15 protein-coding genes are annotated in these 12360 nt (G+C 71.7%); 6 read left to right on the forward strand and 9 right to left on the reverse strand.

Going from position 1 to position 12360, the window contains the following annotated elements:
• The 4 genes from Q0116_RS12585 to Q0116_RS12600 all read right to left on the reverse strand — a co-directional run.
• On the reverse strand, positions 1-1740 hold a 1740-nt coding region (locus Q0116_RS12585), incomplete at its 3' end, for a cation-translocating P-type ATPase (protein ID WP_297888910.1).
• Position 1741: 1 nt separating this feature from the next.
• Positions 1742-2575: a sulfite exporter TauE/SafE family protein gene (locus Q0116_RS12590; protein ID WP_297888913.1), complete on the reverse strand. Its 834-nt coding sequence runs from the start codon at positions 2573-2575 to the stop codon at positions 1742-1744.
• 69 nt (positions 2576-2644) lie between these two features.
• Complete coding sequence (locus Q0116_RS12595) at positions 2645-3070, reverse strand: plastocyanin/azurin family copper-binding protein (protein ID WP_297888917.1); 426 nt, start codon at positions 3068-3070, stop codon at positions 2645-2647.
• 61 nt (positions 3071-3131) lie between these two features.
• Positions 3132-3956: a helix-turn-helix domain-containing protein gene (locus tag Q0116_RS12600; RefSeq protein WP_297888919.1), complete on the reverse strand. Its 825-nt coding sequence runs from the start codon at positions 3954-3956 to the stop codon at positions 3132-3134.
• Between the two features lie 135 nt (positions 3957-4091).
• Between Q0116_RS12600 and crtI the strand changes: the two genes are divergently transcribed.
• The 5 genes from crtI to Q0116_RS12625 all read left to right on the forward strand — a co-directional run bounded on the left by crtI (position 4092) and on the right by Q0116_RS12625 (position 9243).
• Positions 4092-5624, forward strand: a complete 1533-nt coding sequence (gene crtI, locus Q0116_RS12605) for an NAD(P)/FAD-dependent oxidoreductase (RefSeq protein WP_297888922.1) — start codon at positions 4092-4094, stop codon at positions 5622-5624.
• A gap of 202 nt (positions 5625-5826) precedes the next feature.
• Complete coding sequence (locus Q0116_RS12610; protein WP_297888948.1) at positions 5827-6645, forward strand: bacteriorhodopsin; 819 nt, start codon at positions 5827-5829, stop codon at positions 6643-6645.
• 109 nt (positions 6646-6754) lie between these two features.
• On the forward strand, positions 6755-7093 hold the full coding sequence (pth2, locus tag Q0116_RS12615; RefSeq protein ID WP_297888925.1) for a peptidyl-tRNA hydrolase Pth2: 339 nt from the start codon (positions 6755-6757) through the stop codon (positions 7091-7093).
• A complete protein-coding gene (truD, locus tag Q0116_RS12620; protein ID WP_297888928.1) occupies positions 7094-8584 on the forward strand; it encodes a tRNA pseudouridine(13) synthase TruD in 1491 nt (496 codons plus the stop codon). It begins immediately after the preceding gene.
• Positions 8585-8688: 104 nt separating this feature from the next.
• Positions 8689-9243, forward strand: coding sequence for a GMP synthase subunit A (locus tag Q0116_RS12625; protein WP_297888931.1), 555 nt, complete (start codon positions 8689-8691; stop codon positions 9241-9243).
• A 66-nt stretch (positions 9244-9309) separates the two neighbouring features.
• Here the strand turns inward: Q0116_RS12625 and Q0116_RS12630 are convergent, their stop codons facing one another.
• The 5 genes from Q0116_RS12630 to Q0116_RS12650 form a co-directional block, all read right to left on the reverse strand.
• On the reverse strand, positions 9310-9576 hold the full coding sequence (locus tag Q0116_RS12630) for a DUF3194 domain-containing protein (protein WP_297888934.1): 267 nt from the start codon (positions 9574-9576) through the stop codon (positions 9310-9312).
• Between the two features lie 4 nt (positions 9577-9580).
• Entirely contained in the window at positions 9581-9967 is a 387-nt protein-coding gene (locus tag Q0116_RS12635; RefSeq protein ID WP_008440520.1) for a prefoldin subunit beta, read from the reverse strand.
• Positions 9968-10087: 120 nt separating this feature from the next.
• Positions 10088-10345 (reverse strand): KEOPS complex subunit Pcc1, encoded by a 258-nt coding sequence (locus Q0116_RS12640; protein ID WP_297888937.1) that lies wholly within the window; start codon positions 10343-10345, stop codon positions 10088-10090.
• A 16-nt stretch (positions 10346-10361) separates the two neighbouring features.
• Positions 10362-10496: a DNA-directed RNA polymerase subunit P gene (locus tag Q0116_RS12645; RefSeq protein ID WP_006114270.1), complete on the reverse strand. Its 135-nt coding sequence runs from the start codon at positions 10494-10496 to the stop codon at positions 10362-10364.
• Between the two features lie 4 nt (positions 10497-10500).
• Positions 10501-10767 (reverse strand): 50S ribosomal protein L37ae, encoded by a 267-nt coding sequence (locus tag Q0116_RS12650; RefSeq protein ID WP_006114269.1) that lies wholly within the window; start codon positions 10765-10767, stop codon positions 10501-10503.
• A gap of 404 nt (positions 10768-11171) precedes the next feature.
• Here Q0116_RS12650 and Q0116_RS12655 point away from each other — a divergent pair, with 404 nt between their 5' ends.
• On the forward strand, positions 11172-12107 hold the full coding sequence (locus Q0116_RS12655) for a sulfide-dependent adenosine diphosphate thiazole synthase (protein WP_297888945.1): 936 nt from the start codon (positions 11172-11174) through the stop codon (positions 12105-12107).
• Positions 12108-12360 lie beyond the last annotated feature (253 nt).

Here is a 12360-nt window from a genome sequence, read left to right on the forward strand (position 1 = left end):
GCCGTCGTCGGTCGCCCCGCCGGGACCGGCGGCCGCGTCGTCGGGGTCGGCCCGCGCCGCCGCGATGGCCTGCCCGACCGGGTGGGCGGACCGCGACTCAAGGGCGGCCGCGAGCCGGAGGAGGTCGTCGTCGACCTCGCGGGCGGTCAGCCGCATCTCGCCGGTCGTCAGCGTCCCGGTCTTGTCGAAGACGACGGTGTCCGCGTCGCGGATCCGCTCGAAGACGGTGTCGTCGAACACGACGATGTTGCGCTCCAAGGCGTCGCGGATCCCGGCGGCGACCGCGAGCGGCGTCGCCAACCCGAGCGCGCACGGACAGGAGACGATCAGCACCGTCAGCCCGACGAGCATCGCGTCGGTGGGGGTCCCGCCGAGCGCGAGCGACGCCCCGGCGGCGACGGCGGCGATGACGAGGACCGCGGGGACGAACACGGTCGCGAGCCGGTCGGCGAGCTTCTGGACGCCGTGGTTCCCGCTCTGGAGGTCGTAGACGAGCTCCGCGACGCGGTCGAGGCTGGAGGTCGCGTCCGGACCGACGGCGACCGTGAGCGAGCCGTCCGCGACGACGGAGCCGCCGACGACCGCGTCGCCCGCGACCTTCCGGACCGGCAGCGACTCGCCGGTGACGACCGACTCGTCGACCGCGGCGTCGCCGTCGACCGCCTCGCCGTCGACCGGGATCCGCTCGCCGGCGCGCACGAGGAGCCGGTCGTCGGATTCGAGCGCATCGACCGAGACCGACTCCGTCTCGCCGTCCGCGGTCAGCCGCCGCGCGTCGTCGACCTGGACCGCGGTGACCTCGGAGAGCAGCTCCGTCGCGCGCGTCTTCACCGAGTCCTCGTAGTGGTTGCCGACGGTGACGATGACGACGATGGCGACGGTCACGTCGTAGTAGATCGAAGGGGACTCGACGAATATCACGGCGAGCGTGCTGTAGAGGTAAGCGCTCACCGCCGCGATGGCGACGAGGAGGTCCATGTTCGGCGAGCGCGTCTTCGCGCTGACGTACGCGCCCCGGAGGATCGGCTTCCCGGTGAAGAAGAGGACGATGGTGGTCAGGACGCCGATGACGATGAAGAAGTACGTCCCCGACGTCGAGGCCATCGCCTCGTTGAGGTACGTGAGGGTCCGCTCGTCGTAGAAGGGGAACGCGAAGTACGTCGGGTAGATGAGGACGATGTACTGGAGCATGACGGCCATCCCGACGAGGACGCCCGCCGCGAGCCGCGCCGTCGCCATGTTGTTCGCCTGGCGGCGGGAGAAGGCGTCCTCGCGGTCGTACGCGCTGTACCCGAGACCGCTCACCGTCTCCGTGAGGTCGTCGATGGTGACCGCGTCCGGGTCGTGGTCGATGCGCACCGTGTCGGTGACGTAGCTCGCGCTCGCGCCGCTGACGCCGTCGGCGTCGGTCGCCACCGTCTCGATGAACGCCTCGCAGGTCGCGCAGTGCATCCCGTCGACCTCCAGGAACGTCGCCTCGTGGCCGTCGGGGACGTCGCGCTCGCCGTCGGGAGCGTCCGGCTCGCCCGCGCCGTCGTCGCCGCGCTCCCGCCGGCGCTCGCGGACCGCGTCCGCGTCGACGCCGACGTCGCCGAGCGCGCCGTACACGTCGCGGCAGCCGGTACAGCAGAAGCGGTTCCCGTCGCCGTCGGTGACGTCGACGCCCTCGGTCGGCAGCTCGCAGAGGGTACACGCCGCGGGGTCGTCGCCCGCGTCCGGTGACCTGGCGGTCCCGCTCATCTCACATCCCCCCCATGCCGGCGCCGAGCGGGTTCCAGAACGGCAGGCGCGGGTGCGGCACGTGGATCCCGACGGACATCAGCCCGTGCGCGAACAGCACGTAGCCGAGCGCGACGAACGCGACGCCGAGCAGCCGGTGGACCCGGCGGCGGTGGACGGGGTCGACGCTCTCGATCAGCGTCCCGTAGGCGAAAACGGCCGGGATCGTCCCGAGCCCGAGCGCGCCGAGCGCGACGCCGCCCGCGGTCGCCGAGCCGCTGGCGAACGCGTAGAGGTACGCCGGGTAGAGGATCGGGCAGGGTAACAGTCCGTGGACCGCGCCGAGCGCGACGATCCCCGGGCCGTTCGCGAGCCGGTCGACGTACCCCGTGAGCCAGCCGGTGACGCGTTCGAGCCCGGGGAGGTGGACCCCGCCGGTCGCGCCGCCGAGGAGGTAGCGGACGCCGACGACGATGACGGCCGCGCCGACGAGGAGGCCGACCCCGCCGCGGACGGTCTCGGCGGCGCCGGTGAGGGTCGCGGTGGTGACGAACACCGCGCCGCCGAGCGCGCCGAGAAGGGTCCCGATCGTCGCGTAGCTCGCCGCGCGCCCGAGGTTGAACAGCGCGTGCTGGCGGACCTCGTAGGTGGTGAGGTGCCCCTCGCGGCCGGTCGCCGCGCCCGCGGCGCTCGCGGTCCCCGACCCGCCGCCGTCGGTCCGCCCGGCGTCCGGGTCCATCCGGCTCGCGTACACCGTGACGAGCGGCCCGCACATCCCGATACAGTGGGCGCCACCGAGCAGCCCGATCGCGACGAACAGCAGGACGTCGGTCCCGAGGAGCAGCGAGAGGTCCACGCGTCAGTCACCCCCCGTTCGGCGGGCGGGCGGGAACCGGTTTCGGCGGGCGTCGCACGGGGACACGGCTCACTCCTCGACGACGACGGTTCCGTACATGCCGCCCTCGCGGTGCGGGATACAGACGTACTCGTGGGCACCGGGAACCGTGAAGGTGTGTTCGAATCGGTCGCCGTTCTCCAGGATACCGCCGAAGTCGGACTGCCACGCCGCCTCGGCGGTCTCGTAGTCGTCGAAGCCGCCGGAGGCGAAGAACTCCGCGCCCTCCGGGATCCCGCCCGCCGTCGCGGTGACGGTGTGGGACCGCGCGCTCGTGTTCTCCCAGACCACGGTGTCGCCGACAGCGACCGTGATCTCCCGGGGCTGGTAGGCGGAGGCGAGCATCCCGACGTCGAAGTCGGGCTCGCCGCCGACGCCCGCGCAGCCGGCGAGCGCGGCCGCGGTCGCGGCGCTCCCGGCGGCGCCGGCCCGTCGAAGGAACCGTCTCCGGTACATACCCGTCCTCGGGGCCAGAGCGGTTTCAATACCGCGGTCGCCCCCGGCGCCTGAGAACGGATTACCCGCCGACGAGGTCCTCGAAGACGCGGCGCTGCGCGGCCGCGAGGTGTTCCGAGAAGGTGGCGCGGGCGATGCCGATGGCGTCGGCGACCTCCGTCGCGCTCGCCCCGCGGGGGTGTTCGAAGTAGCCGAGCCGCTGGGCGGTCCGGACGACCTCGCGCTGGCGCTCGGTGAGCCGCCCGCGGTCGACGACGACCGGGTCGGACCGGGTGTCGGCGCCGCCGGAGCTCGTGAGCCGTTCGAGCCGGACCGAGCCCCCGGTCGCCTCCAGCGCGTCGATCACGTCGCCGAGCGGGTCCGCCACCGGCAGCGACAGTCCGAGCCGGACTCGGTTCGGCGCCGTCCGGACCGTGACCGACGAGACCGGGTAGCCGAGCGACTCGACGGCGTCCGACGGGAACGGTCCCGCCGGCGGGCTCCGACACCGGTAGACGAACTCGTCGCCCCCGTCGAAGACGAGTTCGGCGTCGACCGCGCGGTCCGCGCGGAACTGCGAGACGACCGCGCCGTCGACCCGGACGCGGTCGACGTCCTCGGCGACCGCGCCCGGCGGCAGCGACTCCGCGACCGGCGCGGGCGTCGGGTCGCGGACCACGATCTCGACGCGGACGCCGGCGTCGCCGGGCCGGTCCCCGGAGCGCGGCGCGTCCGAGCCGTTTCGATGCGCGTCGATGTCCGCGGCTCCGCCGGCGCTGCCGGCGTCGACCGCGCCGGCCTCGCCCGCGGCCGAGCGGCCCCCCTCCTCGGCGTCGACCGCGCCGGTCGACCCGGCCCCGAGGCGCTCGGCGGAGCTACACTCAGACGATCGCGACCGCCGTCCCATACGTCGATCTATTCGGTTGAAGCCGGAAAAAAAGCGAGCCGAACGAGTACGTCACGCGGCGGCGCCGCCGCCGTCCTCATAAAGTCCCGTCGAGAGTTGGCAACGACTCACAGGGCGCGAGCCCGTACTGGGACCATGAGCGACGAGTCGCTCCGCGAGCAGTCAGTAGGGGTCGTCGGGGCCGGCATCGGCGGGCTCTCGGCGGCCGCCTACCTCGCGGCCGCCGGGGCGGAGGTGACGGTGTACGAGCGGGCCGAGCGGGTCGGGGGGGTCGCCGGCCGGCTCGAACTCGACGGGTTCCGGTTCGACACCGGCCCGTCGTGGTACCTCCTTCCGGGCCTGTTCGACCGGTTCTTCGAGGACTTCGGGCGGTCCGCGGACGAGTTCTACGAGCTGACGCGGCTCGACCCGCACTACCGCGTGTTCTGGGACGACGGCGACAGCGCCGACGTGCCCGCGGACCCGGACGCGGCGGCGGACCTGTTCGAGTCGTACGAGCCGGGCGCGGGGGCGGCGTTCCGCGAGTACCTCGACGACGCCGAGCGGGCGTACGACGCCGGGATGGAGCGGTTCGTCCTCCCCGGTCGATCGCGGTTCCGCGACTACCTCTCGCTGGACGTGGTCGCCGGGGGGCGGAAGCTCGACCTGCTCTCCAGCCTCGACGAGACGGTGCGGTCGTACGTCGACCACCCGAAGCTCAGGCAGCTCTTAGAGTACACGCTGGTGTTCCTCGGCGGGTCGCCGCACAACACGCCGGCGCTGTACCAGCTGATGAGCCACGTCGACTACGGGCTCGGCGTCTACTACCCCATGGGCGGGATGTACGAGGTGGTCGAGGCGGTCGAGACGGTCGCCCGCGACGCCGGCGCGGACGTTCACACGGGCGTCGAGGTGACGGGCCTGGAACCGATCGAGGGCGGCGTCGCGGCGGAGCTCGGTGGCGACCGCTACGTCCACGACCGGGTCGTCTGTAACGCGCCGCCCGCGCACGTCGAGCGAGAACTGCTCCCCGACGGGACCGTGTCGCGGCTCGGCGACTACTGGGACCGGCGGACGTACGGCCCCTCGGCGCACCTGCTGTACCTCGGCGTCGAGGGAGAGCTGCCGGGGTTAGAACACCACACGCTCGCGCTGCCGACGGACTGGGACCCGCACTTCGCGGCGATATTCGACGACCCGGCGTGGCCGACGGGGGAGATCGAGCCGGTCGTGTACGTCAACGTCCCGTCTCGGACCGACCCGTCGGTCGCGCCCGACGGCCACGAGGCGGTCGTCACGCTGGTACCGCTCGCGCCGGGGCTCGAGGACACGCCGGACCGACGCGAGGCGCTCAGGGAGCGGGTCCTCGACGCGGTGGCGTCGCGGACCGGCGTCGACCTCCGGGACCGGATCGTGGCCGAGGAGTCGGCGTGCGTCTCGGAGTTCGCGGACCGGTTCGACCAGCCCGGCGGGAGCGCGCTCGGGCTCGCGCACACGATGCGACAGACCGGGCCGCTCCGTCCCGGACCGCGCGTCCGGGGAACCGATCGCCTCTACTACGTTGGGGGGAGCAGCAACCCGGGGATCGGCGTGCCGATGTGCCTGCTCGGCGGAGAGCACTGCGCGGCCGCCGTCGAGGCGGACGTCGGCGGAGGGCCGTTCGACCGGCTGCCGCTGGTCGGTCGGTGAGACCCGCCGGGGTGCGACACTCGTCCACTCTTGTCCGCCAGAGTGAGAAAGTTTTCAAAAAGTCGCCCAGTATATCGAAATCGGTTAGAAAGCCTTACCAGTCAGGTTAGCACATTTAATAAACACGCCACGTGATCGTTACCGACGCATGATCGAAACAGCAGCGGCCGACTTACTCGCAAGCGGAATGGTCCCGCTCGAAATGACCCAGACGGAGATCTTCCAGTTCATTCAGGACAACACCCTCCTGAGTGCGTCGCTCTGGGTGAACATCGCCCTCGCCGGCCTGTCGATCCTCCTGTTCGTCTACATGGGGCGGAACGTGGAGGACCCCCGAGCGCAGCTGATCTTCGTCGCGACGCTGATGGTACCGCTGGTGTCCATCTCCAGCTACACCGGGCTCGTCTCCGGACTGACGGTCAGCTTCCTCGAGATGCCGGCCGGCCACGCGCTCGCCGGCGCCGGTGCCGGACCCGAGGGAGGCGTGTTCACGCCGTGGGGACGCTACCTCACGTGGGCGTTCTCGACGCCGATGATCCTCGTCGCGCTCGGCCTGCTGGCCGGGTCGAACCTGAGCAAGCTGTTCACCGCCGTGGTGGCCGACGTCGGGATGTGTATCACCGGCCTCGCGGCCGCGCTGACCACGTCCTCCCTCCTGCTCCGGTGGGTCTGGTTCGCCATCAGCTGCGCGTTCTTCGTGGTGGTCCTCTACATCCTGCTCGCCGAGTGGGCGCGGGACGCGGAGGTCGCCGGCACGGCGGACATCTTCAACACCCTGAAAGTACTCACCGTCGTCCTCTGGCTGGGCTACCCGATCTTCTGGGCACTCGGGGCCGAGGGGCTCGCGGTCCTCGACATCGCGATCACCTCTTGGGCGTACAGCGGGATGGACATCATCGCGAAGTACCTCTTCGCGTTCCTCCTGCTCCGCTGGGTCGTCGAGAACGAGCGCACGGTCGCCGACATGGCGTCCGGCCTCGGGTCGGCCGCCCGCGGCGGCGCGACACCGGCCGACGACTGACGGCGCGGTCCGACTCCGGCGGCTTTCTTTCGCATCGCCCCGCGCCCGCCAGCCGCGGCTCCGGGCGCCGAGAGACAAGCGCTAAACCCGCGGCGGGGGTGGAGACCGTATGAAGCAGGCGATCGTCGCGCGGACGGACATCGGGATGGGCGAGGGGAAACTCGCCGCGCAGGTCGCGCACGCGTCGCTGTCGGCGTACCAGGACGCGAGCGAGCGGGCGCGGAAGAAGTGGCAGGGTGAGGGCCAGAAGAAGGTCGTCCTCAAGGGCGACTCCGAGAGTCAGCTGTTCAAGCTAGCTGACAAGGCGGACACGGAGGGGCTGCCGTACGCCATCGTCCGCGACGCCGGACACACCCAGCTGGAGCCCGGCACCGTCACCGCGCTCGCGGTCGGCCCCGCCCGCGACGACAGCGTCGACCGCGTGACCGGCGACCTCTCGCTGTACTGAATGGCCCCCGAACGCACCCTCCGCGAGGCGCACCCGACCGAGCGGGCCGTCGGGATCGACCACTACGTCAGCGACGCCGACGGGATCGGCGGGCGGCTCCGCGAGTCGCCGGAGGACTTCCGGGTCCGCGAGCTGGAGGCGTTCGACGCCGAGCCGCTGGACGCCGAGACGGGGAGCTACCCCGAGCTCGTCCTGCGTGCGACGCTCCGCGACTGGGACACGAACGACTTCACGCGCCGGCTCTCGGACGCCCTCGGGATCAGTCGCGAGCGCGTCTCGTGGGCGGGGACGAAGGACAAGCGCGCCGTCACCACGCAGCTGTTCACCGTCCGCGGGGTCGACGCCGACGCGCTCCCCGAGATCCGCGGCGCTGAGATCGAGGCGCTCGGCCGGGCGGGGCGGAGCCTCTCGTTCGGCGACCTCGCCGGCAACGCCTTCGAGATCCGGGTCGCGGACGCGGTCGCGGAGGCCCCGGAGCGCGTCGCCGAGACGGTGCGGGACCTCCGGGCGTTCGCGGGCGGCGCGGCGGATTCCGCCGCCGACGGGGACGAGCCCTCGATCGATGCGACCGTCGGGGTCCCGAACTACTTCGGCCAGCAGCGCTTCGGGAGCCGGCGTCCCGTCACCCACGTCGTCGGCCTCGCGATCGCCCGCGAGGACCCCCGCGAGGCGGTCCGGCTGTACGCGGGGAACCCGGCCGAGACGGAGCCGGACGACACCCGCGCCGCCCGCGACCGCGTCGACGCCGCCTTCGGCGTGGGCGACGGTTCGGAGGCCGGCAACGACGGTTCCGACGTCGTCGACGGTCCCGCCGCCGACGGCACGGGCGACGGCGAGTGGGCCGCGTGCCTCGACGCGATCCCCGGGAAGCTCCGGTTCGAGCGGTCGATGGTCCACCGGCTCGCCGACCGCGGCGTCGACCCCGCCGCGCCGCCCGACGACGAGGACTGGTGGCACGCGCTGGAAGCCGTCCCGTCGAACCTCCAGCGGCTGTTCGTCAACGCCGCGCAGTCGTTCCTGTTCAACCGGATCGTCAGCGAGCGGCTGCGCCGCGGGCTCCCGTTCGACCGCCCCGTCGCCGGCGACGTGGCGTGTTTCGCCGACGGGGACGCGCCCGGAGAGCTGTACGCCCCGGACACCGACCGGCTCCAGCGGGTCGACGCCGACCGGGTCGACGTGGTCGCCAGGCACTGCGAGCGGGGACGGGCGTTCGTCACCGCGCCGCTCGTGGGCACCGAGACCGAGCTGGGCGAGGGCGAGCCCGGCGAGATAGAGCGCGAGGTGCTCGCGGACGCCGGGATCGAGCCGGGCGATTTCGCGCTCCCGGGCGAGTTCGACTCCGCGGGGACCCGGCGGGCGATCCTCCTCCGGACCGACCTCGACGCCTCGGTCGCCGACGGCGACCCGCGGTTCGCGTTCGCGCTGCCGAGCGGCTCGTACGCGACCGTGCTGCTCCGCGAGTTCACGAAACGAGGACCGCTCGACCTGTAATCGATCCGCGTTCGTGTATTATCCGGGTACCTCTGCTGCCGAAACCACCACGATACTGCGACACGTTCCGAGCCGTTTTTGTGCGACTGTCGTCAATCGGGGCCATGACCCGGATCGTCGTCATCGACCTCCACGGCCAGTTCACGCACCTCGAGCGGCGGGCGCTCCGCGACCTCGGCGTCGACACCGAGATCGTCTCGGCCGAGACGCCGGCCGACGAGGTCGAGGCCGACGGGATCGTCCTCTCGGGCGGCCCCGACATGGACCGCGTCGGAAACGCCCCGGACTACCTCGACCGCGACCTCCCCGTCCTCGGGATCTGCCTCGGGATGCAGCTGATCGCGAGCGAGCTGGACGGCGCGGTCGGCGCGGGCGACTACGGCGGCTACGCCGACGTCGACGTCGAGATCGTCGACGACGAGGACCCGCTCGTCGGCTCGCTCGCGCCGGAGACGCGCGTCTGGGCGTCCCACGCCGACGAGGTGACGGAACTCCCCGACGGATTCGCCCGCACCGCCACCTCCGACGTCTGCGGCATCGAGGCGATGGCCGACCCGGAGGCGGGGCTGTACGGCGTCCAGTGGCACCCGGAGGTCGCGCACACGGAGCGCGGCGAGGAGGTCTTCGAGAACTTCGTCGCGATCTGCGAGTCGGCCTGAGGGAGTCGCGGGAACCGCGAGACCCGCCGGTGATCGAGTGGAAAAACTGAGAAAGCCAACGAGCGCTTACTCGTCGAACAGCTCGTCGACGGCCTCGCCGGCGGTCTCGACGGCATCCTGCGCGACCGCCTCCCGGTCGGGCTCGGCGTCGGCGGGGGCGTTGAGGTAGACGTCGACGTCGAGGACCCCGTCCTCGAAGGTGACGGTGACGTCGAGGTCCGTGACGGCCGACTGGTCGTAGTGTTTGAAGACGATCCCCTCGGCCGCCTCGGCGGCGGTGCGGACGACCTCGTCGTCGCTCGGCTCCGAGGCGGCGTCGGCGTCGTCGGTCACGGCCTTACGCGCCGCCAGCGCCCGGGCCGCCCGGTCCCATCGGGCCGCCGCCGCCGGCGCCGCCCTGGAGCATCTGCTGGAGCTCGCTCTGGAGGTCGTCGAACTGCTCTTCGACGCGCTCCTCCTGCTTCGTGAGCTGCTCGACGCGGACCTCGAGCGAGTCGACCTTGTCCTCGAGGTCGTCGTAGGCGGACTCGTAGTCCGTCTCGACGAGGACCTCGCCGATCTCTCGGTACATGCCCGCGTCCTCGTCGACGTCTTCGAGGGCGTCGAGGGCGGTCTTCGACTCGTTGAGCGCGGACTGCGCCTGCTCCTTCTGCTCGGCGACCTGCTGTGCGGTCTCCTGAAGCTCCTGTAGTTCCTCGATCTTCTCCTGTGCCTCGGGCGGCATGTTCCCTTGCATGGACGGACCGAGGCGGCCCGGACGGAAAAACCCCCGACTTCTCCGACGAGGAGCGATTCGGAGCCTAGCGCCCCGAAAAAGGCCGTTATCGGCGTCTCCGCCCGACGCTCAATCCCGCCGCGCGCCGACGCGCTCGGCGACGGCGACCAGCCGCGACCAGCTGTTGACGCCGGCGCGCAGCGCCACGAGGTCGTCGGCGTACACGCGGACGCGGACCGCCTCGCCGTCGCGGTCGACGGTCGCGCCGGAGCGCGCGTCGTCGATCTCGCCGACCTCCGGTCCGAGCGCGTCGGCCACGACCCGAGCGCGTCGCTCGGAGGAGTAGGTGAACGAAAGGACCGTCTCGTGTGCGCGCGTCGCCGTCACGGTCCGGGAGACGACGTTACTCGACGTCGACTTCCTTGATGCCGCCGCCGCGCTCCTTCAGGAGGACGCGGTGGCCGCAGTACGGACAGCGCACGCCGCCGTACTCGTCGAGGGTGACGTCGCGCTTACAGCGGGAGCACTTGTAGCTCATCGTCCTATTCCTCGTCGGCGAGCGCGGCGCGGATGGAGCGGCGGACGGTGCGACCGCCGGGCGTCTCGGGGCGGTACGCGCCGCCCGTGAACGTCTCGCCGGTCTCCTCGTTGACCCAGATACCGGTACCCACGCGCTTGACGTCGTCGCCGTCGACGGTCGCGTTGCGCATCTCCTCTTCGATGTCCTGGACCCGCTTGCGGGAGACCCGGCCGTAGCGAGCGCCGAATCGGCCCGCGCTGCCGGTGCTTCGAGCCTTGTCCTCAGCCATAGTAGCCACTCCTACCGCCAGCGCAGGTAAAAAGGCTGCGAGTTGCGGGCGGGCGGAGCGCCCGGCGCCGAGGACAGAAGACGCCCGAACGCGGCAGTGGCGCGTGCCTGCGAGCGGCCGCCCCCGGCGGTCGCGAGTCAGCACGCGCGAGGGACGCGGTGAGCGCTCGGAGAGCGCGAACCGCGAGGCTGGGGAGGCGCGAGGCTGCGGTACGGGGCTGTGCGGGGTGGGACTCGAAGGGGCAGCCGCGAGGCGGCGTTCGCTGTCGATCACCGGTCGAGCACGTACGGCCGAGCGGCTGGGGCTTCGGCGGCGTTCGAACTAGGGAGCACCGACGCGAGTGAGACGTACAACCGAGTATCGACCGCAACGCATTTCACTACCAAGTAATACTACTGAGTTGTATGGACGGATTCGACGGCTTCAGCGACGTGAGCGAGACCGACGTGACGCGAGCGATCGGGAACGAGTGGACCGACGGGTTCCTCGACTTCACAGAGTCGGAAGTGATCATTCTCGGCGGCGGCCCCTCCGGGCTGATGGCCGCGAAGGAGCTGGCCGAGCGCGGCGTGAAGGTGATGATCGTCGAGAAGAACAACTACCTCGGCGGCGGCTTCTGGCTCGGCGGGTTCCTGATGAACACCGTGACGGTCAGGGACCCCGCCCAGGAGATCCTCGACGACCTCGACGTGGACTACGAGCCGGTCGAAGACGTGGACGGGCTCTACACCGCCGCGGGGCCCGAGGCCTGTTCCGGGCTGATCAAGGCGGCCTGCGACGCCGGCGCGCGCGTCCAGAACATGACCGAGTTCACCGACCTCGTCGTCCGCGAGGACCACCGCGTCGGGGGGATCGTGATGAACTGGACTCCGGTTCACGCGCTCCCGCGCGAGATCACCTGCGTCGACCCCATCGCGGTCGAGTCCGACCTCGTGATCGACGCGACCGGCCACGACGCGGTCGCGATCAGCAAGCTCGACGAGCGCGGCGTCCTCTCCGCGCCCGGCATCGAGCACGCGAAGGAGCACAACACCGGCATGGACCAGACGGGCGACGGCGAGTACGGCGCGCCCGGCCACGACTCGCCCGGCCACGACTCGATGTGGGTCGGCGAGAGCGAGGACGCGGTCGTCGAGCACACCGGCGTCGTCCACGACGGCCTGATCGCTTCCGGGATGGCGGTCGCGACCGCCCACGGCCTCCCGCGGATGGGGCCGACGTTCGGCGCCATGCTCGTCTCCGGCAAGCGCGCCGCGCAGTCCGCGCTCGACGAACTCGGCGTCGACGGCCCGGACGTGCGGCTCTCCGCGGGCGACGCACCGGCCCCCGCCGACGACTGAAAATCGGTCACCGCTGACGTTTCGGCAATTCGTCCCTCCGGCGCTCCAGCCGCTTATCTGCGAATCGTCGCTGACGGAGCGACAGCGAGCACCACCAAAGCCCCAGTCGCTCGGAACTACGTGTCGGACTCCTCTGCGGCGAACACTTCCGAAGCCCCACCCCGCACAGCACCCCACCCGCAGCCTCACGCCTCCCCGGCCTCGCGGTTCGCGCTCTCCGAGCGCTCACCGCGTCCCTCGCGCGTGCTCCTCG

The sequence above is a fragment of the uncultured Halorubrum sp. genome (genome assembly GCF_937146585.1).
GTDB lineage: Archaea > Halobacteriota > Halobacteria > Halobacteriales > Haloferacaceae > Halorubrum > Halorubrum miltondacostae.

Coding starts and splice junctions, on each gene's coding strand:
- crtI (WP_297888922.1), top strand. CDS start 4,092: ATGAGCGACGAGTCGCTCCGCGAGCAGTCAGTAGGGGTCGTCGGGGCC.
- Q0116_RS12645 (WP_006114270.1), bottom strand. CDS start 10,496: ATGAGCTACAAGTGCTCCCGCTGTAAGCGCGACGTCACCCTCGACGAG.
- Q0116_RS12625 (WP_297888931.1), top strand. CDS start 8,689: ATGACCCGGATCGTCGTCATCGACCTCCACGGCCAGTTCACGCACCTC.
- Q0116_RS12650 (WP_006114269.1), bottom strand. CDS start 10,767: ATGGCTGAGGACAAGGCTCGAAGCACCGGCAGCGCGGGCCGATTCGGC.
- Q0116_RS12595 (WP_297888917.1), bottom strand. CDS start 3,070: ATGTACCGGAGACGGTTCCTTCGACGGGCCGGCGCCGCCGGGAGCGCC.
- Q0116_RS12610 (WP_297888948.1), top strand. CDS start 5,827: ATGACCCAGACGGAGATCTTCCAGTTCATTCAGGACAACACCCTCCTG.
- Q0116_RS12600 (WP_297888919.1), bottom strand. CDS start 3,956: ATGGGACGGCGGTCGCGATCGTCTGAGTGTAGCTCCGCCGAGCGCCTC.
- pth2 (WP_297888925.1), top strand. CDS start 6,755: ATGAAGCAGGCGATCGTCGCGCGGACGGACATCGGGATGGGCGAGGGG.
- truD (WP_297888928.1), top strand. CDS start 7,094: ATGGCCCCCGAACGCACCCTCCGCGAGGCGCACCCGACCGAGCGGGCC.
- Q0116_RS12635 (WP_008440520.1), bottom strand. CDS start 9,967: ATGCCGCCCGAGGCACAGGAGAAGATCGAGGAACTACAGGAGCTTCAG.
- Q0116_RS12655 (WP_297888945.1), top strand. CDS start 11,172: ATGGACGGATTCGACGGCTTCAGCGACGTGAGCGAGACCGACGTGACG.